The sequence below is a fragment of the Dactylosporangium sp. CS-047395 genome (assembly GCF_050942185.1).
GTDB lineage: Bacteria > Actinomycetota > Actinomycetes > Mycobacteriales > Micromonosporaceae > Dactylosporangium.
The window spans coordinates 4,793,484-4,818,656 of the sequence record NZ_CP192015.1; the positions used below are offsets into that span (position 1 = coordinate 4,793,484).

25 protein-coding genes are annotated in these 25,173 nt (G+C 73.2%); 14 read left to right on the forward strand and 11 right to left on the reverse strand.

The genetic code is table 11. The features are described 5' to 3' along the window. Positions 1-21 precede the first annotated feature (21 nt). Entirely contained in the window at positions 22-2,334 is a 2,313-nt protein-coding gene (locus ACQP00_RS22475) for an MMPL family transporter (protein WP_433222073.1), read from the forward strand. Here the strand turns inward: ACQP00_RS22475 and ACQP00_RS22480 are convergent. The 5 genes from ACQP00_RS22480 to ACQP00_RS22500 all read right to left on the reverse strand — a co-directional run bounded on the left by ACQP00_RS22480 (position 2,299) and on the right by ACQP00_RS22500 (position 6,743). Next, on the reverse strand, positions 2,299-2,598 hold the full coding sequence (locus ACQP00_RS22480; protein ID WP_433222075.1) for a GlsB/YeaQ/YmgE family stress response membrane protein: 300 nt from the start codon (positions 2,596-2,598) through the stop codon (positions 2,299-2,301). The two genes, ACQP00_RS22475 and ACQP00_RS22480, sit on opposite strands and share 36 nt — an antisense overlap. A gap of 38 nt (positions 2,599-2,636) precedes the next feature. After that, entirely contained in the window at positions 2,637-3,326 is a 690-nt protein-coding gene (locus ACQP00_RS22485) for an MIP/aquaporin family protein (RefSeq protein ID WP_433222077.1), read from the reverse strand. A 244-nt stretch (positions 3,327-3,570) separates the two neighbouring features. Next, positions 3,571-3,999 carry a 2'-5' RNA ligase family protein gene (locus ACQP00_RS22490; protein WP_433222079.1) on the reverse strand — a complete coding sequence of 143 codons (429 nt, stop codon included), beginning with the start codon at positions 3,997-3,999 and terminating at the stop codon, positions 3,571-3,573. A gap of 3 nt (positions 4,000-4,002) precedes the next feature. Further along, positions 4,003-5,064, reverse strand: a complete 1,062-nt coding sequence (locus ACQP00_RS22495; RefSeq protein WP_433222081.1) for a spore photoproduct lyase family protein — start codon at positions 5,062-5,064, stop codon at positions 4,003-4,005. A 14-nt stretch (positions 5,065-5,078) separates the two neighbouring features. After that, on the reverse strand, positions 5,079-6,743 hold the full coding sequence (locus tag ACQP00_RS22500; protein WP_433222083.1) for an MOSC domain-containing protein: 1,665 nt from the start codon (positions 6,741-6,743) through the stop codon (positions 5,079-5,081). A 134-nt stretch (positions 6,744-6,877) separates the two neighbouring features. Here ACQP00_RS22500 and ACQP00_RS22505 point away from each other — a divergent pair, with 134 nt between their 5' ends. Then, a complete protein-coding gene (locus ACQP00_RS22505) occupies positions 6,878-7,618 on the forward strand; it encodes a septum formation family protein (RefSeq protein ID WP_433222085.1) in 741 nt (246 codons plus the stop codon). Between the two features lie 76 nt (positions 7,619-7,694). On the opposite strand, the gene ACQP00_RS22510 is transcribed toward ACQP00_RS22505, so the two are convergent. Continuing rightward, positions 7,695-8,564, reverse strand: coding sequence for an alpha/beta fold hydrolase (locus ACQP00_RS22510; protein ID WP_433222087.1), 870 nt, complete (start codon positions 8,562-8,564; stop codon positions 7,695-7,697). A 106-nt stretch (positions 8,565-8,670) separates the two neighbouring features. Between ACQP00_RS22510 and ACQP00_RS22515 the strand changes: the two genes are divergently transcribed. From ACQP00_RS22515 to ACQP00_RS22555, 9 genes are all read left to right on the forward strand, one after another. After that, the gene (locus ACQP00_RS22515) at positions 8,671-9,558 is read left to right on the forward strand and encodes an SDR family oxidoreductase (RefSeq protein ID WP_433222089.1); all 888 of its coding nucleotides are present in this window, start codon (positions 8,671-8,673) and stop codon (positions 9,556-9,558) included. A 144-nt stretch (positions 9,559-9,702) separates the two neighbouring features. Then, positions 9,703-10,347 (forward strand): TetR family transcriptional regulator, encoded by a 645-nt coding sequence (locus ACQP00_RS22520; protein ID WP_433222091.1) that lies wholly within the window; start codon positions 9,703-9,705, stop codon positions 10,345-10,347. Positions 10,348-10,569: 222 nt separating this feature from the next. Next, positions 10,570-11,487: a nuclear transport factor 2 family protein gene (locus ACQP00_RS22525; RefSeq protein WP_433222093.1), complete on the forward strand. Its 918-nt coding sequence runs from the start codon at positions 10,570-10,572 to the stop codon at positions 11,485-11,487. After that, a complete protein-coding gene (locus ACQP00_RS22530) occupies positions 11,484-12,245 on the forward strand; it encodes a nitroreductase family protein (RefSeq protein ID WP_433222095.1) in 762 nt (253 codons plus the stop codon). Before ACQP00_RS22525 ends, ACQP00_RS22530 begins: the two co-directional genes overlap by 4 nt. Further along, positions 12,238-12,924, forward strand: a complete 687-nt coding sequence (locus ACQP00_RS22535) for a nitroreductase family protein (RefSeq protein ID WP_433222097.1) — start codon at positions 12,238-12,240, stop codon at positions 12,922-12,924. The genes ACQP00_RS22530 and ACQP00_RS22535 overlap by 8 nt, the downstream gene beginning before the upstream one ends. Next, positions 12,921-13,880: a zinc-binding dehydrogenase gene (locus ACQP00_RS22540; protein WP_433222099.1), complete on the forward strand. Its 960-nt coding sequence runs from the start codon at positions 12,921-12,923 to the stop codon at positions 13,878-13,880. Before ACQP00_RS22535 ends, ACQP00_RS22540 begins: the two co-directional genes overlap by 4 nt. Next, positions 13,877-14,596 carry an enoyl-CoA hydratase/isomerase family protein gene (locus ACQP00_RS22545; protein WP_433222101.1) on the forward strand — a complete coding sequence of 240 codons (720 nt, stop codon included), beginning with the start codon at positions 13,877-13,879 and terminating at the stop codon, positions 14,594-14,596. Before ACQP00_RS22540 ends, ACQP00_RS22545 begins: the two co-directional genes overlap by 4 nt. Then, positions 14,596-15,063: a MaoC family dehydratase gene (locus tag ACQP00_RS22550; RefSeq protein ID WP_433222103.1), complete on the forward strand. Its 468-nt coding sequence runs from the start codon at positions 14,596-14,598 to the stop codon at positions 15,061-15,063. The genes ACQP00_RS22545 and ACQP00_RS22550 overlap by 1 nt, the downstream gene beginning before the upstream one ends. Positions 15,064-15,081: 18 nt before the next feature. Beyond that, complete coding sequence (locus ACQP00_RS22555; RefSeq protein WP_433222105.1) at positions 15,082-16,119, forward strand: hypothetical protein; 1,038 nt, start codon at positions 15,082-15,084, stop codon at positions 16,117-16,119. Here the strand turns inward: ACQP00_RS22555 and ACQP00_RS22560 are convergent. Further along, positions 16,101-16,895: an isocitrate lyase/PEP mutase family protein gene (locus ACQP00_RS22560; RefSeq protein WP_433223953.1), complete on the reverse strand. Its 795-nt coding sequence runs from the start codon at positions 16,893-16,895 to the stop codon at positions 16,101-16,103. The two genes, ACQP00_RS22555 and ACQP00_RS22560, sit on opposite strands and share 19 nt — an antisense overlap. A 53-nt stretch (positions 16,896-16,948) precedes the next feature. Here ACQP00_RS22560 and ACQP00_RS22565 point away from each other — a divergent pair, with 53 nt between their 5' ends. Next, a complete protein-coding gene (locus tag ACQP00_RS22565) occupies positions 16,949-18,040 on the forward strand; it encodes an IS630 family transposase (RefSeq protein WP_433221255.1) in 1,092 nt (363 codons plus the stop codon). Positions 18,041-18,155: 115 nt separating this feature from the next. Here ACQP00_RS22565 and ACQP00_RS22570 read toward each other — a convergent pair whose 3' ends face one another. Together ACQP00_RS22570 and ACQP00_RS22575 are read right to left on the reverse strand one after the other, a co-directional pair. Next, positions 18,156-19,721: an FAD-dependent oxidoreductase gene (locus ACQP00_RS22570; protein WP_433222107.1), complete on the reverse strand. Its 1,566-nt coding sequence runs from the start codon at positions 19,719-19,721 to the stop codon at positions 18,156-18,158. Beyond that, a complete protein-coding gene (locus ACQP00_RS22575; protein ID WP_433222109.1) occupies positions 19,721-20,503 on the reverse strand; it encodes an alpha/beta fold hydrolase in 783 nt (260 codons plus the stop codon). The genes ACQP00_RS22570 and ACQP00_RS22575 overlap by 1 nt, the downstream gene beginning before the upstream one ends. A gap of 109 nt (positions 20,504-20,612) precedes the next feature. Between ACQP00_RS22575 and ACQP00_RS22580 the strand changes: the two genes are divergently transcribed. Beyond that, positions 20,613-21,191: a class I SAM-dependent methyltransferase gene (locus ACQP00_RS22580; protein ID WP_433222111.1), complete on the forward strand. Its 579-nt coding sequence runs from the start codon at positions 20,613-20,615 to the stop codon at positions 21,189-21,191. On the opposite strand, the gene ACQP00_RS22585 is transcribed toward ACQP00_RS22580, so the two are convergent. Next, complete coding sequence (locus ACQP00_RS22585) at positions 21,181-23,667, reverse strand: 2Fe-2S iron-sulfur cluster-binding protein (protein ID WP_433222113.1); 2,487 nt, start codon at positions 23,665-23,667, stop codon at positions 21,181-21,183. The genes ACQP00_RS22580 and ACQP00_RS22585 overlap by 11 nt on opposite strands. Positions 23,668-23,809: 142 nt before the next feature. Between ACQP00_RS22585 and ACQP00_RS22590 the strand changes: the two genes are divergently transcribed. Then, complete coding sequence (locus ACQP00_RS22590; RefSeq protein ID WP_433222115.1) at positions 23,810-24,061, forward strand: 2TM domain-containing protein; 252 nt, start codon at positions 23,810-23,812, stop codon at positions 24,059-24,061. Here the strand turns inward: ACQP00_RS22590 and ACQP00_RS22595 are convergent. Beyond that, a complete protein-coding gene (locus ACQP00_RS22595; protein ID WP_433222117.1) occupies positions 23,998-25,173 on the reverse strand; it encodes a PLP-dependent aminotransferase family protein in 1,176 nt (391 codons plus the stop codon). The genes ACQP00_RS22590 and ACQP00_RS22595 overlap by 64 nt on opposite strands.

Below are 25,173 nucleotides of genomic sequence, written 5' to 3' on the forward strand. Positions count from 1 at the left end.
GATGGGCGTCAAGGCAACAGAGTGACGTTCGTTTTCCGGTGCCCGGAGCTGGGCATCACGCCGGGCATGGAAACGAGCAGCAGGTGGCGGCCGAGTCTGTTGCCGCGCGCGTACGCCGCCCTCGTCGTCGGCCTGCGCTGGATCGTCGTCGCCGGGTGGGCCGCGGCCGCGATCGCCTCCGTCGTGTACCTCCCGGCGGTCGGCCAGGGCGGCAGCGACCTCGAGCAGCTCGTCTCCGCCGACAATCCCGCCGTGCGCAGTGAGCTGCGCTCGTTCGACAAGTTCGGGTTTCCGCTGCTCAGCCGGGTCGCCGTGGTGCAGCGCGACCCGAACGGGCTCTCCCGCGCCACGCAGGAGGAGGCCGTGAAGCGGGCGCAGGAGGTCAGCGACGGGACGTACGGCGACACCGGCCCGATCCGCGCCGCCGTCCCGGTGATGAACACCCTCGGGCTGTTCCCGGGCTCGGCCGAGGACAGCACGACGATCGTCACGCTGCTGTTCACCAGCCCCGACGTCACGTTCGCGGGGCAGGTCAAGGCGGCCGAGCGGTTCGTCGCCGCGCACTACGACGCCGCCGACGCCGTCGTGGGGATCACCGGCTCGGTGCCGGCCCGGGTCGAGCAGGCCCGGATCGTCACGTCGTCGGTGTCGCGGCTGGAGATCATCACCGTGGCCGCCGTGTTCCTGATCGTCGCGTTCGCGTTCCGCTCGTTCATCGCCCCGCTGGTCGCGCTCATCGTGGCCGGCGTCGCCACCCTGCTGACCCTGCACGTGGGCGGGGCTCTGGCGCTGAAGCTCGGGGTACCGGTGCCGCAGGAAACACAACCGCTGCTCGTCGCACTGCTGCTCGGCGTGGTCACCGACTATGTGGTCTTCTACCTGTCCGCGGTCAGACGCTCCCTGGCGGCGGGCGACTCGCGGCTGGACGCGGCCCGCAGCGCCACCGCCCGGTTCACCCCGATCATCCTCACCGCCGGGCTGACCGCGGCCGCCGGCACCGGGGCGCTCATCGTGGCCGGCTCGCCCGCGTTCCGCGCCTTCGGCCCCGGCATGGCCCTCGCGATCCTCATCGGCGTGGCCGTCGCCGTCACGCTCGTCCCGGCCCTGCTGGGCATCCTCGGCGCCGCCGCGTTCTGGTCGCCTTTCCGGCGGCGGGCGGAGGAGGCACCGGTCAGCGCGCCCGCCGGCGGCCGGTGGTGGGCGCGGCTGCTGACCCGGCGCTGGTTCGCCCTGCCGGTTCTTCTCGTGTGTACCGCCGGTCTGATCGTGGCCGCGCTGCCCCTGCAGCACATCAAGCTCGGCGTCTCGTTCGTCGAGGCGCTGCCGCCCGACCGCCCGGCGCGGGCCGCCGCCACCGCCGCCGAGACCGGGTTCGCCGACGGCATCCTGTCCCCGACGGAGCTGCTCCTGGAGGGCAACGCGGTCGCCGGCCGGCAGGCCGAGCTCACGAAGCTGCAGGAGGCGCTCGCCCACCAGCCGGGTGTCGCCGCGGTGCTCGGCCCGACGACCCAGGGCCTGCCCGAGGGCTATGACGTGTTCCGTTCATCCGACGGTACCGCCGCCAGGTACCTGCTCATCCTCAGCGACGAGCCGCTCGGCGCGACCGCGGTGCAGACCCTCGACCGCCTGCACGACAACCTGCCGGGCCTGCTGTCGGCGGCCGGCCTCGACGGCACCCAGGCGAGCCTCGGCGGCGACACCGCGGTGGCCCGGGTCATCGTCGATCAGACCACCAGCGACCTCGGCCGCATCGCCATCGCCGCGCTGCTGGCCAACCTGCTGTTCCTGATGCTGTTCCTGCGGGCCCTCATCGCGCCGATCGGCCTGCTGGTGTGCAGCGTGCTGGCCATCGGGGCGACGCTCGGGCTGACCACGTGGCTGTTCCAGGACCGCCTCGGCGCCGACGGGCTCACGTTCTACGTGCCATTTGCCGCAGCGGTACTGCTTGTCGCGCTCGGATCCGACTACAACATCTTCGGCATCGGACCGGCCTGGCGCGAGGCCCGCACCCGCCCGTTGCGCGAGGCCCTCGCGCTGACGCTGCCCCATTCGGCGCGGGCCATCCGCACCGCGGCGTTCACCCTCGCGGTGAGCTTCGGGCTGCTGCTCATCGTGCCGCTGCGGCCGTTCCGGGAGCTCGCGTTCGCGCTGTCGGTGGGCGTGCTCATCGACGCGTTCGTGGTGCGCTCACTGCTCGCCCCGGCGCTGCTGAGCGTTCTGGGCTCGACGGTCGCGCCGGAACCGGTCGAGCCCGAACCCACGCCCGCGCCGGAACCCGAGCCCGCGGACCTGCCGCCGCTATCGGGCCGTGGTGCCGGTACCGGTGCCGTGTGAACGCCCGTGCCGGCTGGTGATTTCGGCCGCGGCCCAGACCCCGATGACGGCCAGCACGATCTGGATCGCGTGGCGGATCCAGTCGATGCCGTTCGTCTTGCCGACCCCGAGCCAGGTGGCCACCAGCCCGCCGATCAGCGCGGCGATGATGCCGACCACGACGGTGGCCACCACGGAGATGTTCTGCCTCCCGGGCAGAATCAGCCGGGCGAGGACACCGAGAATGGCGCCACCGATGACCGCCCACAGGAGTGTCCCGATCATGTCGTCCTCCTCGTTGCTGTTGCCACTTGCGTTGCGACCTACGGCGCGGAACTGTCCGCCCGCACCGTTTCCCGCTCCTCCTGCCGCACCGGCGCCTCGTCGGGGTTGAGCGCCAGGAACGCCGCGGCCGCCGCGAAGCCCGCGATGAGCTGCACGATGAGGTACAGCAGCGCGAGGTACCACGGCAGCGCCCCGATCGCGGTCAGGCCCAGCGTGACGGCGGGGTTGAACGCCGCCCCGGAGATGCGCCCGGCCACGATCGCCCCGGCGACCACGGTGAACCCGATCGCCAGGCCGTAGAACGAGTTGTTCGGGTTGCTGCGACTGGTGGCCACGTTGAGCATCACGTACGCCAGCGCGAACGTGAACAGCAGCTCCACCACCAGCGCGGCCACGAGCGAGCGGCCGTCCGGATCGAACGCCGCCACCGCGCCCGGGTTCGCCACCCACTGCGCGACCAGCGCCCCGACGATCGCCCCGACGACCTGCGCCACCCAGTACGCGATGGCATCGGGCCGCCCGAGCTTGTGCCGCACGAGCACGGCCAGGGTGAGCGACGGGTTGTAGTGCCCGCCGGACACGTGCGCGCCCGCGTACACCATCACCATGAGCACGGCCCCGATCGCCAGCGGGGCGAGGGCGGAGCCGGTCAGCACGCTCAGGCCGACGGTGAACATCAGGAAGAACGCTCCGATGAGCTCGGTCACGTACGCCGCGTACCTGTGCATAGCCCTTGCCCTTCCCCCGATCCGAGGTGTTATTACTCCTCGGGCCATTCCCCGCGTACGTGCCCGTCGCCGCCCTGGACCCGCCATCCCTCCCGGAGCCGACCGGCAACCACCCGCACGGCACTGCGCTGACCGGCACTGCGCTGACCGGCACTGAGCGCACCGTCCTGGCCCGGTCGGGCCGGCCCTGTCGCGCGCGCGGGTGCGGGCCGGCGATGTGCTGTGGTGCTCATGACCCGGCGGATCATAGGTCGGTGACGGTCCGCGTTTCGGTGTCGTAGCTGCGGGCGGCGACGAACTGGCCGTGCGCGTCCGGCACATCCGCGAGCAACGCCAGGGCGGCCTCGCGGACGGGCGGCGGCACGTTCAGCGCGAGCGAGATGTGCGGCACCCAGGAGTCGCCGGGCCGCAGCGCCAGCAGCTCCGCCGTCGGCGCCACCGGCCGGACCAGGGCACGCCCCAGAAGCCGGACCGGACCCAGGTGGGCCGCGACCGGCAGGGTTAGCGGCGGCAGCGATGCGAGCGTGGGCAACGTGTGCAGCGTCAGATGCGGCCGGTTCGTCGGATGGCGGTGCGTGGCCAGACTCGGCAACCCGGCCGCCAGCAGCCGGTCCCACAGCGCCCGGATGCCCGCGTCCAGCACCGGATCCGGCAACAGCTCGACGGTGTGCATGCTTTAAAACGCGTAACGGATTCGGCAGTACGGGATGTGCGTGGAAATCAGGTCGCGCAGGGCCGACACGTAGCTGCCCTTCGCGCCCGTGCGGTAGCGGACGTTCCAGAAACCGTTTTCCGAGCGTTTTCCTTGTTGCAGATCCGGGCGCCACAGCAGGTCCTCGGCCTTCGGGTGCCAGCCGAGGTTCACCTGGTGCAGGTCGCGGTTGTGGGTCAGGAAAATGATTTCCGCGGCGAGCTGCGACTTGGCGGCGGGGCCGATGCCGGCGTCGAGCTGGTCCAGCAGCTCCGCCCAGTCCGCCAGCCAGCCGTCGCGGACCACGACCGGGCTGAAGTTGACGTGGACCTCGTAGCCGGCCGCGACGAAGTCGTCGATGGCGGCGATGCGATCGGCGATCGGGGAGGTGCGGATGTCGAGGAGTTTCGCGTCGGCCGCGGGCATGAGGGAGAAGCGGATGCGGGTGTGGCCGCGCGGGTCCCAGGTCAGCAGGTCGCGGTTGACGTGTTTGGTGGCGAACGAGGCCTTCGCGTTGGGCAGGGTGCCGAACAGGTCGACGAGGTCGCGGACGTTGTCACTGACGCGGGCGTCGAGGCTGCAGTCCGAGTTTTCGCCGATGTCGTAGACCCACAGCGCGGGGTCGCACTCGTTCGGGGTCGGCTTGGGGCCCTGGCGGCCGGCGTGGCGGCGGACGTAGCCGGCGATCTTGTCGATGTTGGCGAAGACGGTGATGGGGTTGCTGTACCCCTTGTGGCGGGGCACGTAGCAGTAGGCGCACGCCATCGCGCAGCCGTTCGCGGCCGAGGGGGCGATGAAGTCGGCCGAGCGGCCGTTCGGGCGGGCGGTCAGGGACTTCTTGACGCCGAGCACCAGGGCGCCACGCTTGATGCGGACCCAGCGGGCGACGTTGGTCTCGTCGCCGTACAACTCGGGGATGCGGTTGTGGCTCTCGACTTCGACCCGTTCGGCGTCGGGGAAGCGGTCCAGCACCTCCCGCCCCCGGGGCAGCTCGGCCGCCGCGGGTTCCACGTAGATGCGGCGGATGTCGAGCAGCGCGGAGTCCATGAGCAAGGACCAGCCTACATGTCGAGCACCAGGTCGGCTTGCGGGCGCGCGCAGCAGATCAGGACGGTACCGACGGCGGGCTCTTCCAAAGGCTGGGGCGAGTAACGCACGCCGCCCGAGAGCACCGGCGTCACGCACGTGTGGCAGACGCCCGTGCGGCAGCTCCAGCGGGTCGGCACGTCACAGGCGTCGGCGAGGTCCAGGATGCTGCCGGCATCGGGGATCGGGGCGGCGACGCCGCTGCGCGCGAACGTGACGACCGGGCCGGAACCGGGCGGCCCTTCCGGGGTGTGCGGCGGGCGGGACGGGACGTGGGTCAGGCCGGGGTTGACGGCCGCGTGCGCGGCGAAGAGCTCGGTGCGGATGGTGCGCACCCCGGCCGCGGCGAGCGCGGTCCGCATGTCGGCCATGAAGGCGTCGGGGCCGCAGATGTACGCCGTCGCGTCCGCGGGCAGCCGCAGCTCGGCCAGGCGGGCGGCGGTCAGGCGGCCGGTCGAGGCGCTGTAGAAGACGTGCTCGTGCGCGTCGGGCAGCTCGGCCAGCAGCGCGCGGGCCTCGGCGGCCAGGGGGTGCTCGGCCGGGGTGCGGGCGCCGTGAATCCACCACACCGGGCGGGCGCTGCGCCGCGCCGCGAGGTGGTGCAGCATCGCCAGGACCGGGGTCAGGCCGATGCCGGCGGAAAGCAACAACACCGGCGTCGTACCGTCCTCCAGCACGAACTCCCCGCGCGGCGCGGCGGCGTCCAGCTCGGCGCCGGGGCGCAGGGCGGTGGTCAGGAAGCCGCTGGCGGCGCCGTGCGGCTCGTGCTTGACGGTGATCCGGTACGTGTCCTCGCCGGGCGTCGCCGACAGGGAGTAGCTGCGGACCGGGCCGGCGTCGGGGAGGCGCAGCGTGAGGTACTGGCCGGGAAGCGCGGCCGGCAGCGCCCGGCCGGACGGGTCGGCGAGGCGGATCGAGGCGACGGTCGCCGTCTCCGGCGTCACCTCGACCACGCGCAGGGGCTGAAATCCGTCCCACGCCGGGCCGGGCGCGCTCGCCCCGGCCAGCATGTCGCGGAACGAGCCCTGCCAGCCGGGGCTCAGCGCGGGAATATCCAACGCGATCCGCAGCCGGGCCGGATCGTGGCCCGGTAAATACAACAGCGCATCGGTCTCGGCCACCGACAGCGCGCCCGGGCCCTGCCGGGTGCGCACGATCGGGTCGCCGGCCCGCACGTTGCCCTCGCGGATGACGCGCATGTAGAAGCCCGGGCGGTGGTGGGCGACCAGCAGCGCCGGCAGCTCGGGCACGCCCATCCGCAGCCCGACCCGGTAGCACGTGACGCGCGGCTGCGTGACCTCGAACTCGGCCTCGCCGATGCGGTACCGGTCGCCGATGCACACCTCGTCGTCCGGCAGCCCGTCGACGGTCAGGTTCTCGCCGAACTGGCCGTGCTCGCCGGGCCCGTCACGACCGAGGTGCTGCTGCCAGTAGCGATAGGAATCCAACTGGTACACGAGGACGGCGCGCTGCTCGCCGCCGTGCCCGGCCAGGTCGCCCTGCCCGTCCCCGTCGAGGTTGAGGTGGCGCGCCATGACCGGGCCGGATACCGGGCGCTTCCACACGCCCGTGTACACGGTCCGCCCCTGCCACGCCACCTCCTTCGGCCGCCCGACGTTGACGGAGACGAGAGACGGCATGGCCGAAGCATCCCACCGCCGCGGCCACCTGTCGTCATCCCTTTCCGGTGAGGGTGAACGCCGGACATCGGTTGGGACAGCACCCGGTTCCGGGCCGGTCCCGGCGGACCGCAGTGGATCTACGATCCTGGCTCATGGGGGAGCCGCCGGTGTTCGACGAGCAATGGGTGCAGGCCGCCCGGTACACGGAGACGGACCGGCGCCCGCGCCGCCGCCCGGCCGGACCGCAGCCTTGGCGCGCCTGGACCCCGCCGCCGCCACCGCGCCCGCGCCGGATGCCCGCGGCGATCGTCATCGTGGCCGTGCTGGCGCTCGTCGTGCTCGCATCGTTCACGCTGCACAAGAGCCGATCAACACCGCAACAGGCCCAGCCGGCGCAGGCCCAGCCGACGCAGGCCCAGCCGGCGCAGGCCGCGCCGTCGTCAGCGCCGCCGCCGGCGGTGCCGACCGCGCCAGCCGGGCAGACGCTTTCCTGGAAATCCGCCACCGAGATGCCCGACGGGCCCGATCCCAACGATCCGAGGGTTTTCGCGGAACTCAAGGTCGGCACGTGCATCGCCCAGGCCGCGAACCTGCGCACGGCCGCGGTCGTACCGTGCTCAGGCCCCCACACGGACGAGGTCGACCTCGTCCGCGACCTGACCGCGGAGTTCCCGACCACGCCGGACAACCGCCAGATCGACCGGCTCAACACCACGCTCTGCCCCGGCGCCGTGCGCGACTGGACCGGGGGCCGCGACGGACGGTACAGCTCGGGCTACCTCTGGCAGTTCCAGAACGGCGTCCCCGGGCAGGCCGTGCGCGGCTTCGTGTGCACCGCCCAGCTCTCCGGGCACGGCCCCTTCACGGGCACCCTTCACCACGCCGCCGCCTGAAGCAGCCCGTCGAGGATCGAAGCCGCCGCCTGAGGGAGCTCGTCGAGGACGGGCACGGCCCCGTCACGGGGACCCTTCACCACGCCGCCGCCTGCAGCAGGTCGTCGAGGATCGAAGCCGCCGCTTGTACCAGTGACAGGTGGCCCTCCTCCGCCAGCAGCCGCGCCCGCGCGCCCGGGATGTGGGCCGCGAGCCAGGCGCCGTGCGAGGGCGGGACCATCCGATCCTGCCCGCCCTGCCAGACGTCGACCGGCACGGTGATCGCGGACACGTCGAAGCCCCAGGGCCGGACCATCGCGAGGTCGTCGTCGCGCCAGCCGGCGGTGCCGGTGGAGACGGCCGAGCGGAAGCCCGCCGCCACGGCCTCGGCGAACTCGCCGGTGAGCGCGGCCACGTCGACCGGCGGGACCAGGCCGCCCAGCGCCGCCGCCACCTCGGTGCCGGTCACCGTGGCGAGCTCGGTGGCCGCCTCGGCGAGCCACGGGGTGAGCGCCTGCGGCCCGGCCACGGCCGCGCCGAACTCCTCCACGTTCTCCGGTCCCATGCCGGCCAGCCAATCGAGTCCTTCGGCCTCGAACGGTGCCACCCCCGCCACGCTCGCTGCCGCCGCGCACCGCTCGGGCAGCAGCGCGGCGCAGGCGAGGGCGTGCGGGCCGCCCCCGGACTGCCCGAGCGTGACGAACCGGTCGTAGCCGAGCCGGTCGAGCACGGCCGCCACGTCCCCGGCGACGTCGCCGACGGTCCGCCCGGGCCGCGGCGTGGAGTTCGCATAGCCGGGGCGGCCGCAGATCAACGTCCGCAGTCCGCGTGCCGCCGCGGGTCTCGTCAGCGGTGGTACGTCGTGCGGCCCCGACGGAGTCCCCAGGTGCAGCACGAGGGGTTTCCCGTCCTCCGGCCCGACCGTCAGCAGTTCGATCTCACGCCCGTCCGCCAGTGCGATCAGCATGCGCACATGGTCCTGCGTCACACCCGCCGCGTCCATGTCACATGGTGACATCACCGTGCTAACGTTGGTCATGTCATCAAGTGACATCGTCCTGAAGGGTACTGCCATGCGCATCTTCGTCACCGGCGCCAGCGGCTGGATCGGGTCCGCCGTGACCGCCGAGCTCCTCGGGGCCGGCCATCAGGTCGTCGGGCTCGCCCGCTCCGAGGAGTCCGCCGCCCGGATCGCCGCCCTGGGCGCCGAGGTGCGCCGGGGCCACCTCGACGACCTCGACGGCCTGCGCGCCGGCGCGGCCGACGCCGAGGGCGTGGTCCACCTCGGCTATAACCACGACTTCTCCCGCATGGCCGACGCCGCGCAGACCGACGCGGCCGCGATCGCCGCGATCGGTGACGCCCTGGCTGGGACCGGCCGCCCGTTCTTCATCGCCTCCGGCGTGGCCGGGCTGCCGGGCAAGCCGGCGACCGAGGAGACCGCCGGCGACCCGAACCTGATGCCGCGGATGGCCAACGCGCACGCGACCCTGGCCCTGGCCGCGCGCGGGGTGCGCAGCGGCGTGATCCGCTTCGCGCCGACCGTGCACGGCGAGGGCGACCACGGCTTCATCGCCGTGCTGGCCGGGATCGCCCGGGAGAAGGGCGTGGCCGCGTACGTCGGCGACGGCGCGGGCCGCTGGCCGGCCGTGCACGTGCTCGACGCCGCGCGGCTGGTCCGGCTGGCCGTGGAGCAGGCCGCGCCGGGCGCGATCGTGCACGCGGTGGCCGAGGAGGGGGTCCCCACCCGGGAGATCGCCGAGGCGATCGGGCGCGGACTGGACGTACCGACGAAATCCATTCCCGCCGACGAGGCCATCGCGCACTTCGGCTGGATCGGCCCGTTCTTCGGCATGGACTCGCTGGTGTCGAGCGAGCTGACCCGGAAGGACCTCGGCTGGACCCCGACCCACCAGGGCCTCATCGCCGACCTCGACGCGGGGTACTACACGAGGTCCTGAGCGCCCATCGCACGCCCCCCCGCGGGATCAAGGCATCGGCTATCGTGAACGTCGGCCGCCCGCGGGGGTTGCGCGCCGCGGCCCTGACGATATCCTTCCGACCGGACGGTACGCTGTGTCGGCAGGGGAGATGGGAGGCCGCAGATGGCCCGTACGACATCCGCGCGGCCGGAGACCACCCGGCGCCGGCAGCGGTGGCCGGGCGGCTACGATCCGGAGAACACCCGCCGGTCGCTGATCGACAGCGCCCTGGAACTGTTCGAACGCCAGGGTTTCGACCGCACCTCGGTGCAGGAGATCGCCGACCGCGCCCAGCTCACCAAGGGCGCCTTCTACCACCACTTCGAGAGCAAGGACGACCTCCTGCGCACCATCCAGGAGGAGTACCTCGAGGCCCAGCTCACCGCGATCAAGAAGATCGAGTCGAGCAGCGACGACCCGAAGGCCCGCGTGGCCGAGCTGATCCGCTTCAGCCTGACCAGCGTGGCCGAGTACCGGGGCCACGTGACGATCTTCTACCAGGAGCGCCGCTACCTGACCGGCGACCTCTTCGCCGAGGTCACCCGCAAGCGTGACCTGGTCGAGGCCGCCTTCGCCGGCATGGTCGCCGACGGCGTCCAGCGCGGCGCCTTCCGCGCCGACGTCGACGCCCGGATCGCCACCTTCGGCCTCGTCGGCATGTGCGCCTGGGCCTACCAGTGGCTGAACGTCAGCGGCCCGCTGAGCGTCGACGAGGTCGCCCGCCAGTTCTCCGCCATGGTCCTGCAGGGCCTGGAGGCTCCGGCCTGACCGCCGCTTCAATGACCCGCCGGGCGGTTGCCACGAGACTGGCGACCGCCTCCTCGGGTTGATGTCCGTCGCAAGTGGACGATGATCGCGGGCGCCGCGTTGCCGGCTCTGATCCATGCGGTGGGGGCGGTCGCCGTCGAGTAGGGCTCTTGCGCCGGTCCTGACGCCATGGTAGATACCTTCCAGTCGGTATGAACGGCATATCGGCTGGGAGGGGGCGCTATGCCGCGCGCGGTCAGGGCGGGGATGGCGTTCATCGGCGCGCTCGACCAGGGCGCCCTCGGTGGGCTGCAGCGGCTCTGCGCGCCCGATGCGACCTGGTGGGTCGACACCGGGCCCGATCGCCGCGCGGGGCTCGCGCCCGCGGGGAGTGGCCGGTTTCCGTTGCACGGGCTGATGGCCATGGACGCGAAGCTCGCCCTCATGCGCGAGCTCGGGCCGGGCGCGTTTCCGACCGGCTGCCGTCAGATTCCGCGCCGGATCGTCGCCGGCGACGACTGGTGTGTGATCGAGGTCGACGGGGACGGGCTGCACGCAAGCGGCAAGCGGTACGCGAACCGCTACGGGTTCGTGTTCGACGTCGACGGGCGGGGGGCGATCACCTCCGTTCGCGAGTACCTCGACACGTGGCACGCGCAGGACGTCATCGGCGCCGGTGCGGCCATTCCCCCTACTGCAGTCGACCGCGAGCCGGAGCCGGGCGCGCCGCTGCCCGCGCCGGTCGGGGAGCTGTGGCCGGCCCTCGCCCGCGGGGACATCGACGGGTTCGCGGCGCTGTTCACCGAGGACGCCGTGTGGTGGACGGACACCGGGCCGGATCGCCGGCTGGGACGGCTTCACGGGCGCGGGGACGTCCACGCCAACGGGCCGTTCCACGGGAACGTCGCCATGGCCGACAAGCTCGCGCAGATGCGCAAGCGCATCGCCGACGGGGCCTATCGCACGCCCGCCGTCACCGTCACCCCGCACCGTTGGATTCGGGACGACACGCTCGTCGCGATCGAGGCGAGTGGCGATGCGGTGCTGGCCGGGGAGAAGCGGTACCAGAACCGGTATCTCTGGGTCGTCGAGGTCCGCGAGCACCGGATCGCCGCGGTCCGGGAGTACTGCGACACGGCCCACCTGAAGGACGTGCTGTGAAATCCAACGATCTGGAGTACGTGCTCACCACGACCCGCTCGGTGCGCAAGCGGCTCGACTACGACCGGCCCGTCCCGCTGGACGTCGTGGGGGAGTGTCTGCAGCTCGCCCTGCAGGCGCCCACCGGGGGTGGGGCCGAGGACTGGCGGTGGGTGGTCGTCGGTGACCCGGACATCAAGCAGGCGTTGGCCGCCATGTACCTCGAGGCGTACCTCGAGTACGTCCACAAGCCCCTGCACAGCACCGAAGGCACCGCCCACGGCACGGTGCGGGGCCGGCTCGGCGGCGTGACCGAAGGCGGCGGGGTCGAGCCGAAAATCCAACGGATGCTGGACGGGGCCGAGCACCTCGCGCACACCATCGGGCGGGCGCCGTACCTCGTCCTCCCCTGCGCCACCCGCCCCAACCCGGCGCGCGGCGGGGCCGGGACGCACTCCGCCGTCTACGGGTCGCTGTATCCGGCCATCTGGCAGTTCAACCTCGCGCTGCGGGCCCGCGGGCTGGGCACCTGCATCACCACGCTGCACCTGCACCACGCCGAGCGGGCCGCGGCGCTGCTCGGCATCCCGGCGGACGCGGTGCAGATCACGATGCTGCCGGTCGCGTACACCGTCGGGACCGACTTCCGGCCCGCGCGCCGCCGCCCCGTCAGCGAGGTCGCCTACCTGGACCGCTGGGGAACGGCACTGCCCTACGAGGACCAGCCGGCCAATCCAACGCCCCACCGAGATCAGCCCTGGGAGCCCGACGATGAGTGAACCCGTCATCCGCGACATCGACGAGGTGCTGACCACCACCCGGGCCGTGCGCCACCGCATGGACTTCGAACGGCCCGTCAGCCGCGAGGTGGTGGAGGAGTGCCTGCGGCTGGCCCAGCAGGCGCCGATGGGCTCCAACCTGGAGGACTGGCGGATCGTCGCGGTCGACGACCCGGCGCTCAAGGAGCAACTGTCGCAGCTGTACACCGAAGTCTGGTACCAGACCGTCGAGGAACCGTTGAAGACGGGCGAGGCGGCGACCGTCACGCGCCTGTCGCCGTCCGTGCGGGCCGACCCGGTCGCGGCCGCGCGGCAGGGGAGGGTGCTCGCCGCCGTCAAGTACCTCGTCGACCACCTCGCCGAGGTGCCGGTGCTCGTGATCCTGTGCAGCACCAAGCCGATCCCGGAGCGGGCCGTCGGCGGGGCCGCGTCCGGGTACTACGGCTCCGTCTTCCCGTTCGCCTGGTCCTTCCAGCTCGCCCTGCGCTCGCGCGGCCTCGGCTCGGTGATGGCCACGGCGATGGCGCACAAGGCCCGCCGGGTGCAGGAGGTGCTCGGCCTGCCCGACGACTGGCGGCCGATCACCCTGCTGCCCGTCGCGTACACCAAGGGCCTCGACTTCCGCCCCGCCGCCCGCGCCGACCTGAAGGATGTGGCATTTTGGAACGGACCCGCGTGAGGGCCGCGTACGTCGGCGAACCGTCCACAGCGGACCCGGCCGGCGCCGTCCTCGTCGGTGACGTGCCCGCGCCCGTGGCGCCCGACGGGTGGGTCGAGGCCGAGGTGCGGGCCGGCGCGCTCAACATGCACGACGTGTTCACATTGCGCGGCATTGCCAAACCCGCCGGCGACGGCCCGCACGTCATCGGCAGCGACGCGGCCGTCGTCCACAATGGACAAGCCTTCGTCGTGTACCCCGTGCTGCCCGCCGACAACGCCGCCGGCCGCACGGTCACGCACGCCACCCTGCTGCCCGACGCCGGCCACGGGATGCTCGCCGAGCGCGTGGTGGTGCCGCACGCGCACCTGGTGCCCAAGCCGGCCGGGCTGTCCTGGGAGGAGGCGGCCTGCCTGCCGACCGCGTGGCTGACCGCCTGGCGGATGCTGTTCACCAAGGCCCAGGCCGGTCCCGGCAAGCTCGTGCTCGTGCAGGGGGCCGGCGGCGGGGTCGCCACCGCCGCCACCGCGCTCGCCGTCGCCGCCGGGGCGACAGTCGTCGTCACCTCCCGCTCGGCCGAGAAGCGCGAGCGGTCCCTGGCCCTCGGGGCGAGCGCCGCCCTGGAGAGCGGGGCCCGGCTGCCGCAGCTCGCCGACATCGTGGTCGAGACCGTCGGACCGGCCACGTTCGAGCACTCGATGCTGTCCACCCGCGCCGGCGGGACCATCGTCGTCTGCGGCGGCTCCACCGGCTTCACCGCGCCGCTGCACCTGGCCCGGCTCTTCGCCCGCGAGGTCACCGTGTCCGGCTCCACGATGGGCACCCTGGAGGAGTTCCGGGACCTCGTCGCGTTCGTGGACGGGCACGGCATCCGGCCCGCCGTCGACAGCACCGCCGACCTCGCCGACGCCGGCCGGCAGGTCGGGCGGATGCTCGCCGGGGACGCGTTCGGCAAACTCTGCGTGCGCGTCTCATGAGCGGCCCCGTCGAGGTGACCCTGCGCGGGGCGGCGCTGTGGGCGCGCATCGACCGTACCGACGCGGCCAATGCGTGCGGATCGGCCGTCATGGCGGGGCTGGAGTCGTGGCTCGCCCGCGCGGCCGAACCGGGGGTGCGGGCGCTGGTGCTCACCGGCACCGGCCGGCATTTCTGCGCCGGGGCCGACATGACCGAGGGCACCGCGCTGCTCGGGGATCAGCCGGCGCTGCGCGCGTTCCTGGACCGGGGCCGGCAACTGGTGCGGGCCGTGCGCGCGAGCCCGGTGCCGACCATCGCCGCGGTCAACGGGGTCGCGTTCGGGGGCGGCCTGGAGCTGCTGCTCGCGTGCGACATCGCGGTCGCGGCGGACACCGCCCGCATCGGCGACCGGCACATCGCCGCCGCCCAGGTGCCCGGCTGGGGCTCGAGCGTCCTGCTGCCGCAGGCGATCGGCCCGGCCGCGGCCCGGCGGCTGCTGCTCACCGGCGAGACCTGGACCGGCCCGGAGGCGCTGGCCCACGGCCTGGTCAGCGAGTGCGTCCCGGCCGAGGCCCTCGACGACCGGGTCGCCGCGCTGGCCGAGCACCTCGCCACCCTGGAACCGGCCGCCGTCACGCGAATGCTGGACGTGTCCCGCACCGTGCTCGACGAGGCTGCCTGGGACCGCGAGTGGCAGACCCTCACCGAACACCTCGCGTCCCAGGAGAGGCCCTGATGCGTACCCCCCGCAAGACCACCGTCGCCACCCCCGACGGCCTGCTGCAGCTCGTCGGCACCGACCTCGGCGCCAGCGGCACCCGGACCGTCACCCAGGAGCAGGTCAACACGTTCGCCGACGTGACCGGCGACCACCAGTGGATCCACGTGGACGTCGAGCGCGCCCGCTCCGGCCCGTTCGGCTCGACCATCGTGCACGGCTTCTTCACGCTCGCGCTCGTCCCGCTGCTGCTCGCCGACATCCTCGAGGTCGAGTCCTACAGCATGGGCGTCAACTACGGCCTCGACCGCGTCCGCTTCGTCAAGCCGCTGCCGCCCGGCACCGAGATCCAGGCGACCGCCACATTGGCCGCCGCCACCGCGATCGACGGCGGCGTGCAGGCCAAGGCCGCGGTCGTCATCGAGTTCGCCGCGGACGGCCAGGCCTGCTGCGCCGCCGAGTCGGTGTTCCGCTACTACGCCTGAGGCTGCCATCCTGGCCGGGTGCCCATCGACGACACCCTCGCCCTCGCCGCGGCAATCCTCGGCGCACCACTGGACGACCCCCGCGACCTCGGCGGCTCCAGCCGATCGCGGGTCCTGCGGGGCCGGACCGGCGACCGCACCGTCATCGTCAAGCACTTCCTGGCCGATGACGGCGGGCACGAGCGCGAGGCGATCGGCCTCGACCTGCTCGACCGCACCGCCGACCTGCTGGCCCGCTCCGATGACGGGCGGCTGCTCGTCATGTCCGACCTCGGCCCCCACCCCACCCTCGCCGACCTGCTGCTCGGCGCCGATCGCGAGGCGGCCTGGGCGGGCGCCCACGGCTGGGCCTTCGAGCTCGGCGCGATGCTGGCCCGCTCCCGGGTGCACGTCGCCGAGGCGCGCCGCCGCCTGCCGCACGGCCCGGCCGGTGAAGCCCCGTTCCCGGTGCTGCAGCGGGGCCTGGCCAACCTGGCCCGGGTCGTGCCGGGCCTCGACCTGGAGGCGATCGGCGCCGAGTTCGCCGGGGCCGCCGCCCTGCTGGAGCCCGGCCCGGCCGATGTGCTGTGGCCCGAAGACACCTGCCCCGACAACGCCATGCTGATCGACGGCCGGTGGTGGTTCCTCGACCTGGAGGGCACCGACGTCGCCCACCCGGCCCTCGCCGCCGCCTACATGGTGCTGCCGTTCGCCTCCTGCTGGTGCGTGTTCGACCCGCCGCCCGGCCTCACCGAGGACCTCCTCGCCGCGTTCACCGACGGCCTCGGCACCGTGGGCCCGAACTGGCAGCGGGAGGTGATCGACGCCTGCGCGGCGTACACGATGATCAACACCGGCTGGTTCGCGGACCGCGCCATGGACGGCGTGCCCCACGTCGGCCCGGTCGGCCGCGGGCCCTCCTATCGGCAGCTGCAGACCGCCCGCTGGCGCTGGGGCGCGCTCAACCTGCGCGCGGACTACCCGGTCCTGTCCGCCGCCCTGCGCGACGCGGCCGCGTGGGCGACGGACACCTGGGGCCTGGACGCGGAGCCGACCGGCTATCCGGCCTTCCGCTGAAACGCGCCGTTGAGGTCGTCGTACGTCTCCGCGGTGGCCAGCGTCGCGTAGGTGCCCTCGGTGAGCACCTCCCGCGCGCCGCGCAGCGCCAGGGTGTAGGCGGCCTGGGCGACGGCGGCCCCGAGGCTGACCCGGCGCACCCCGGCCCGCTCCAGCTCGCCGATGCTCGGCGCGCCCGGCCCGGCCATGACGTTCACCGGCAGCGGGGCGGCGGCCGTGAGCCGCTCGAGGACCGCGAGGTCGGTCAGCCCCGGCACGAACAGGATGTCCGCGCCGGCCTCGGCGTACGCGGCGGCCCGGGCGAGCACCTCGTCGAGCCGGCCCGCGGGCGCGCCGATCTGGAACAGGAACACGTCGGTACGCGCATTGATGACCAGCTCCGCCAGCCCGGCCCCGGTCGCGGCGGCGCGGGCGGCCCGGATCCGCGAAGCCTGCTCGGTCGCCGGGTGCAGGGTGCCGGTCGCCGCGTCGCCGTCCTCCAGGTTGATGCCGACCGCGCCGGCCCGCACGACCTCGCGAACGGTGGCCGCGACATCGCCGTAGCCGCCCTCGACGTCGGCCGTGACGGGCACGTCGACGGCGGCGGCGATGGCCCGGACGAGAACGAGGTTCTCCTCACGGGTCAGCTGCTCGCCGTCCGGGCGGCCGAGCCCCCAGGACACGCCGGCACTGGTGGTCGCGACCACCTTCGCCCCGGCCAGCTGAATGAGGATCGCGCTGCCGACGTCCCAGGCGTTGGGCAGGACGTAGATGCCGGACGCGTTGAGTGCCCGCAGGACTAGTGTCCTGCGTCAAAAGTTCGTCGGTTAAGTGTGAGTAGGATGGTGGGATGCCGAGGACCGGGCGTCCCACTACCCCGCTGGTGCTGACTGATGAAGAGCGATCCGTGCTGGTTCGGTGGTCGCGGCGGGCGAAGACGGCGCAGGTGCTTGCGATGCGGGCGCGGATTGTCCTGGCGTGTGCTGAAGGTGCCTCGAACGCCGACGTGGCAACGAATTTGGGCGTGCATCCGGACACGGTCAGCAAGTGGCGCCGGCGGTTCGTGGCGATCCGCCTCGATGGGTTGATTGATGAGCAGCGGCCGGGGCGGCCGCCGTCGATCGGCCTTGACCGGATCGAACAGGTTGTGGTGACGACGTTGGAGCAGACGCCGCGCAACGCCACGCACTGGTCGCGTAAGTCGATGGCGGAACGGTCCGGGATGTCGAAGTCCACGGTCGGCAGGATCTGGCGGGACTTCGGATTGAAGCCGCACCTGGCGGAGACGTTCAAGCTGTCCACCGATCCGCAGTTCATCGAGAAGGTCGTCGACGTCGTCGGCTTGTATCACAACCCGCCGGAGCGGGCGGTCGTGCTGTGTGTCGATGAAAAGTCCCAGATCCAAGCTCTCGAGCGGTCCCAGCCCGTGCTGCCGATGATGCCCGGCATGCCCGAGCGGCGCACCCACGACTACCACCGCAACGGGATCACCAGCCTGTTCGCCGCGTTCAACATCGCCGACGGCACCGTGATCAGCGAACTGCACCGCCAGCACCGGGCCGCGGAGTTCAAGAAGTTCCTGACCACCATCAACAAGACCGTGCCCGCCGATCTGGACGTGCACCTGGTGTGCGACAACTACGGCACGCACAAGACCCCGCAGATCCGCGCCTGGCTCGCCCGGCACCCCCGCTTCCACATGCACTTCACCCCGACCGGCTCATCCTGGATCAACCAGGTCGAACGGTGGTTCGGGTTCCTCACCGAGCAGAAGATCCGCCGCGGCACCCACAAGAGCGTGCAGTCACTCGAAGCAGACATCCGATCGTGGATCACCGACTGGAACAGCAATCCACGACCGTTCATCTGGACCAAGACCGCCGAAGAGATCCTCGAGTCACTCGCACGATTTTGCCGACGAATTTCTGACGCGGGACACTAGCGCCTTCTCGGTCTGTTGCCCGGTCATGGCTGAACCTCCTGAACACGAGGAAACCGATGGCGGCCAGTGCGGCGACGCTACCCACGAATCGCCGCGCCATGCGGGAGCGCCGCCGCTACGCCCGACCGAGCGCCGCGTGCACGGAGGCGACGGCACCCGCCCCGTCCCCGACCGCCGAGGCCACCCGCTTGACCGAACCCGCCCGCAGGTCGCCGACCGCGAACACCCGGGCCGCGCTGGTCTGGAACGGCAGCGGGCCGTCGGCGCGCACGAAACCGTCGGCATCCGTGGCCACCCCGGTGAGCCAGGCCGAGCCCGGATCGGCGCCGATGAAGCAGAACAGGGCCCCGCTCTCGATCCGCTGCCGATGCCCGCCCGCGTTCTCGGTGACGATCGACGTGAGGGTGGCGTCGCCGGCGAGCTCGCGGACGGTACACCCGGGAAGCACCCGAATCCGCGGATCCGCCCGCACCCGGTCGACCAGGTACGCCGACATCCGCGCCTCCAGCCGCGCGCCCCGGATGACCAGGTGCACCCTCGCCCCGTGGGCCGCCAGCGAGAGCGCCGCCTGCCCGGCCGAGTTCGCCCCGCCGAGCACGGTCACCGCGCGGTCGGCGAAGTCGCGGACGTCGAGATCGGTTGCCGCGTACCGGATGCAGCCCGCCCGCTCGAACGCCGCCCACCGCGGCAGGTCCAGCCGCCGGTAGCCGGCCCCGGTCGCGGCGATCACCGCGCGGCACGGGATCCGCTCGCCGTGCTCCAGCCGGACGACCGGCCGGTGCTCGTCGGTGAGGTCGAGGCCGTTCACCGCGCACGGCGCGAAGAGCTTCACCCCGAACTTGAGCGCCTGCAGCATCGCCAGCCGGGTGAGGTCCGCCCCGCTGACCCCGTCCGGGAAGCCGAGGTAGTTCTCGATCCGGGCGCTCTTCGCCGCCTGCCCGCCGACCCCGGCCCGGTCCAGCAGCACGGTGCGCAGGCCCTCGGACGCCCCGTACACGGCGGCCGCCAGCCCGGCCGGCCCCGCGCCGACGACGACCAGGTCGACCGGCCCCCCGTCGGCCCGGTAGGTGAGCCCGAGCGCCTCCGCCACCGCTCCCGGCGTGGCCCGGCGCAGCACCGTCCCGCCGGTCACCGCGGCCGGCAGGTCCGCGCCGCCGAGCCCGGACAGCGCCATGAGCGTCCGCCCGGTCGCCGACGAAGCATCCAGCCACGTGTGCGGCAGCACGAACTGCGCCAGATACGTCCGCAGCGCCAGGGACTCCGCCGAGTCCCCACTCCCGACGATGTGCAGCGGGCCCCCGGGAGTGGCGCGGATCACCTCGCGCCGCTCCCGGAACGCCACCATCAGCAGGTCGGCGAGGTCGGCCTGCTCGGCGAGGGCCCGCCGCAGCCGCGCGGCGTCGATGCGCACCACCGCGCCGGCCGCGACGACCCGCGCCGTGAGGTACACCTGCTGCCCGGTCAGCAGGCTCAGCTCGCCGAGGACGTCGCCCGGCCCGGCCCGGAACAGCAGCCGCTCCGGCTCGATCGCGGTCGCGTCCCGGACGATGTCCACGGCGGCGATACGCAGGAGGAAGCAGTCGTACGCGCGCTCGCCCGACGTGAACAGGGCCCGGCCGGCCTCGGCGTGTTCCGGCTCGCCATAGGCGGCGAGCCGGCGGAACTGCTCCTCGTCCAGCACTAGCGGCTGGCTTCCTTGATGAGGTCGACCGTGGCCGCCGGCTGGGCGATCATCGCCACGTGCGACGCCTTGACCTCGCGGGTCCGGGAACCCGCCCGCTGGGCCATGAACCGCTGCGCGGCGGGCGGCAGCACCTTGTCCTCGCGGGCCACGAGGTACCAGGACGGGATGCTCTTCCAGGCGGGTGCGCCGGACGGCTCGCCCAGCGCCCGCACGTCGGCCGGTCGCTGCCCGGCCCACATCACCTCGGCCGTGCCCCGGTGCACATCCCCGGCGAAGACCGGCGGGAACGCGTCGCGCTTGATGTAGGCGTCGATGAGGCCGTCGGCGTACGGGCGGAAGTCGAGCGCGGACTCGTCGAGCCGGCTGCCGGGGAACCGGGTCTGCAGACCCAGCAGGTTCTCGCCCTGGTCCGGGGCGAACGCGGCCACGTACACGAGCGCCTTGACGTTCGGGTTGCCGGCGGCGGCGTTGGTGATGACGATCCCGCCGTAGGAGTGGGCCGCCAGCACCACCGGCCCGCCGATGGTGCCGAGCACGCTGGCGAGGTAGGCGGCGTCGGAGGCGACGCCGCGCAGCGGGTTGGCCGGGGCGACGACGGGGTAGCCGTCGCGCAGCAGGCGGCCGGCGACCTCGTTCCAGCCGGACGCGTCGGCGAAGGCGCCGTGCACGAGCACGACGGTCGGTTTGGGGCGGTGCGCCTCGGCGGCCGCCGGGCTCAGCATGGCGCCGGTGGCGATGGCGGCGGTTCCGGTCAGCACGGTGCGACGGGTTGGCATCATCAAGGACCTCTCATCGGAAGGGATTGCCGCAGACCGTATGAGCGCCCAGTTGACGCGCAGTGGACGCGGCGATTCAGTGCCCGTCCACTGCGCGGATCCAGGCTGAGCCATGTTTCTTCTGGAGTTCGCCCGCGACCCGATGACGGTCGCGGCCATCGCACCGAGCGGCCCGGGCCTGGCCCGGCTGGCCACGGCGGCGGTACCCCGCACCGGCGAGCCGGTCGTCGTCGAGCTGGGCCCGGGCACCGGCGCCTTCACCGAGGTCATCCAGCAGCGCCTCGCGGGCCGCGGCCGGCACGTCGCCGTGGAGGTCAACGCCCGGTTCGCGCAGCAGCTGGCCGACCGGCACCCCGCGGTCGAGGTGGTGCTCGCGGATGCCCAGAACCTGGCGACGGTACTGTCCGAGCGCCGCCTCCACCGCGCCGACGTCATCGTCAGCGGGCTGCCGTGGGCCGCGTTCGCCGAGACCCGCCAGCGCGGCGTGCTGTCGGCGGTGACCGCGACCCTGGCCCCGGACGGCGTATTCACCACGTTCGCGTACGTCCACACCCGCTGGGCCGCCCCCGCCCGCCGGCTGCTGCGCTCGCTGCGGGCGGGGTTCGACGAGGTGCTGGTGACCAGGACGGTGTGGGCGAACCTCCCGCCCGCCCTGGTCTACTGCTGCCGGAGGCCGACCTTCACCGGCTGATCGTCAGGTCTGCGGTGGGCAGGGTCTGGCAGGCCAGCCGCCAGCCCGCGGCCAGCTCGCCGGCGGAGAACAGGCCGCGGCTGTCGGTCTCGTACCCGCCGGCCAGCACCCGCACCCGGCACGTCCCGCACGAGCCCTCACCGCACGACTGCGGCAGCTCCACCCCGGCCGCGTTCGCCGCCTCCAGCACGGTCTGTCCGGGCCGGCACGGGAACGCCCCGCCGCCGCCGGCCACGCCGATGGTGAACGGTCCGGAACCGGCGGCCAGCGCGATCGCGTGCGCCTTCTCCCGGCGGGTCTGCGCGCTGCGGCCGGACACGAACGCCTCGGTGTGGATGGCCGCGCGCGGGACGCCCAGCTCGGTGAGGTACCCGATCAGGTCCTGCATCATCCCCGCCGGCCCGCACAGGTGGACCCGGGTCGCGCCGGCGAACGGCCGCAGCGTCTCCGGCCCGATCCGGCCCGTCTCCTTGGTGAGGACCACGTGCACCCGCAGGCCGGGCCGCCGCGCCCGCAACGCCGCCAGCTCCGCCGCGAACAGCACCTCCTCCGCGGTCCGGAAGCTCACCAGCAGGTCGATGCGCCCGGTGGCCCCGGCCAGCATGCCGAGCAACGGCGTGACGCCGACGCCGCCGCCGATCAGCAGTGTGTGCTCCGCGGGCTCCCACACGAACGCGCCGTGCGGCCCGCTGACCCGCAGGGCCTGGCCCGGTGCGAGGTCGGTGTGCAGGAAGCCGGAGCCGAGCCCGTCCGGCTCGTGCTTCACCGCGATCTCCAGGGCGTCCGGGCCGCTGCAGATGGAGTACGCGCGCTCGATCGGCTCGACGGCCACCGGCAGCTCCAGCTTCACGTACTGCCCGCCCGCGAACGTGAACGGCAGCGGCCCGCCGTCCAGCGCTTCGAACCGGATCCGCCGCACCTGCGGGGTCAGCGCCTCGACCGCCGCCACCCGCAGGAAACCCTCCCACGGCACCGCCGCGTCCCGGGCCGGCGGCCGCGCCCGCACGGTCCGCCACATGGTGCCGAGCTGGGACGGGCGCAGCACCGCGTTCGCCGCCAGCAGCCCGCCGGCGAGGGCGCCGACCACCCCGGAGCCCCAGGCGTCCTGCCCGGCCACGAACAAGCCTTTCACGGGTGTACGGCACCCCGCCCGCGCCGACCGCAGCCGCTGCGGGGTCGCGGCGAGGCCGTAGAAGGAGCCGCGGGCGCTGTCCTGGTAGCGCTCGAACGACAGCGGCGTGCCCAGCTCGGCGAACGCGACCGCCGAGCGGAACCCGGGCCACTGCCGTTCGAGCCGGTCGAGCAGCCGCGCGGTCACCGCCGCCTTGAACTCCCGGTAGCCGTCCTCCTTCGCGCCCCGCCAGCGCTCGACGACGGCCGGGTCGACGAGCTCGAGGACCTCGACGGTGTGGTGGCGGGCGGCCGGGTTGTTCAGCGACGGGAACGACACGTACAGGGTGCCGTCGTACGCGTCGAGGTCCGGCATGAACCAGTGGTTCTCGCCGCGCACCCCGAACTCGGCCGGGGAGCGGTCCATGCCGAGGAACAGCATGAGCGCCGACGGTTCGGCGGGCAGGCCGGTCAACTGTCCACTTCGGCCGATCAGCGCGTAGGTGTTGCGGACCCCGGCGGCGGAGACCACTGCGGCCGTTTTCACGCGATAGCGGCCGCCGGTGCCGGTGTCCTCGACGTCGACCCCGGTCACCCGGCCGCGCTCGACGAGCACCTCGTGGACGAGCTGGCGGGGGCGGAGCTCGACACCGTACCGGCGCAGGATCTGGATGATGATCCGGCCGAGTTCCGCCGGCCCGCCGACAGGGTGCGCGGTGCCGTCCATGAAGAACGTCAGCGGCACGGCGGCGTGGTAGCCGAACGCGCTCGCGGTCGGAGGAATGCCGTAGAGGCCCCACCGGGCGGCCAGGATCGCGCGCAGGCGCGGATCGCGGACGCTGCGGGCCACCTGCTCGGCCGAGTTCCGGTAGGTCGACGGGTAGAGCCGCTCGACGAGCGGCGCCCCGACCGCCCGGAGGCCGGCCGGCAGCGAGGCGAGGACGTTGCGCGCGGCCAGCCCGGTCATCGCGCGGCGGACGGTCCGGAAGAACCCGTCGATGGCGCCGGCCTCGTCCGGGAACCGCTCGACGAGCCGGTCCCGGAACCGTTCGGGCCCGGCCGGGACGGCGAAGTCGAAGTCCGGGAAGTGCAGCACGTCGTACTCGTCCGGCAGCGGCGCCAGCTGCGCCCGCCCGTCGGTCATGAACTCCAGGAACGGCCCGGCGTTCGCGCTCATGTAGTGCAGTCCCGTGCCGAACCGGAAGCGCCCGGCCCGGGAGAACTCGTGCGTCATCCCGCCCAGCGTGTAGTGCTGCTCGAGCACCATCACCTTTTTGCCGCCGAACTGCGCGATCGCGCGCGCGGCGGCCAGCCCGCCCATGCCCGAGCCGATGACGACGACGTCGGCTTCCTCGTGTTCAACCATGCCCGCAGGGTGACGAGGCGGAGTTGACGGCCACTGGACGGCCCGTGGATTCGCGGCTCCCGCGCGTCCACTGGCCGTGCAGTGCGCCCTCCTAGCTTGTGGAGCACACCGCAGATGTCGTACCGAACGAGAGGCCGACGCCATGCACAAGAACTCGAACGCCATGCGCTGGGGCGTGCGCATCCACGCCCTGTGCTACTTCGCCGCCAACCTGATCCAGGTGCTGGTCTGGTGGCTGTTCACCCCGGAGCTGCACTTCTGGCCGATCTGGTCGATCGTCGGCTGGGGGGTCGGCCTGGTGGTGCACTTCTGGGCGGTCCGCGCGGCCGTTCAGAAGGCCGACGCCAGCCGGCTCACCGCCTCCACCAGCTCCGCCGGGGTGCGGTCGCTGTAGGCGAAGCGCAGGTGGCGCTCCGATGTGGACGGCCGTGTCTGGTCGGCCGCGAAGGACGCCCCTGGCTGGTAGATCACGCCGGCGGCGACCGCCCGCCGGTACAGCGCCGCGGGGTCGAGGCGGTCGTCGGTGAGCCGCGGCCACAGGAACAGCCCGCCCTCCGGCTCGCGGATCGTGAAGGCGCCCGGGAGCTGCTCGTGCAGCGCGTCGACGAGCACCCGGGCGCGCTCGCGGTACAGGGCGGCGGCCGCGCGCACGAGGTCGTCGTACCACCGGTCGTCCGCGGTGACGAGGCGCTCCACGATCGCCTGGGTCACCGAGGACGTGTGCACGTCGAGCCGCCCGCGCAGCCCGAGCACCGGCTCGGCCAGGTGCTCGGGCAGCACCAGCCAGCCGACCCGCCAGCCGGGGCCGAGCGTCTTGGTGAAGGAGTTGACGTGGATCGCCCGGTCCGAGTCGTGCCACGCGGCCACGCCCTGGTCGCGGCCGGCGAAGCGGAGCTCGCGGTACGGGTCGTCGAGCAGCACGTAGAACCCGTGCCGCTCGGCCAGCCGCATGAGCGCCGCCCGCTTGTCCGCGGACAGGCTCACCTGGGCCGGGTTGTGGAAGTCGGGCACGGTGTAGGCGGCGGCGATGCGCTCCCCGGCGGCGAGCCGCCCGGCGAGGTGCTCGACGTCGAACCCGTCCGCCCGCACCGGGACCGGCAGGATCCGGGTGGTCGCGGCCTCCAGGGCCCACAGGAAGCCCGGGAACACCGGGTCGTCGACGGCGACGGTCGCGCCGCGCTCGACGACGGTGAGCACGGCGAGGGTGAGGCCGTGCATGCCGCCGTTGGTCAGCACGATCCGGGCCGGGTCGACGCCCTCCCGCGCCGCGATCCACTCCCGCAGGCGGGGATGGCCGGGGCCGGGGGAGTACTGCAGGGCGGCGGTCGCGGCGGCGGGGTCCGCCCACAGCTGCGCCGAGGCCTTCGCGATCGCCTCGACCGGCAGCGCCTCGGGCGCGGGCACGCCGCTGATCAGCCTGATCGCCTCGACCGCCGGGGCGGTGAGGCTGGCGTCGACGAACGCCTTGGGCGGCGCCAGGCCGCGGGCCAGTTCGGAGAGCGTCAC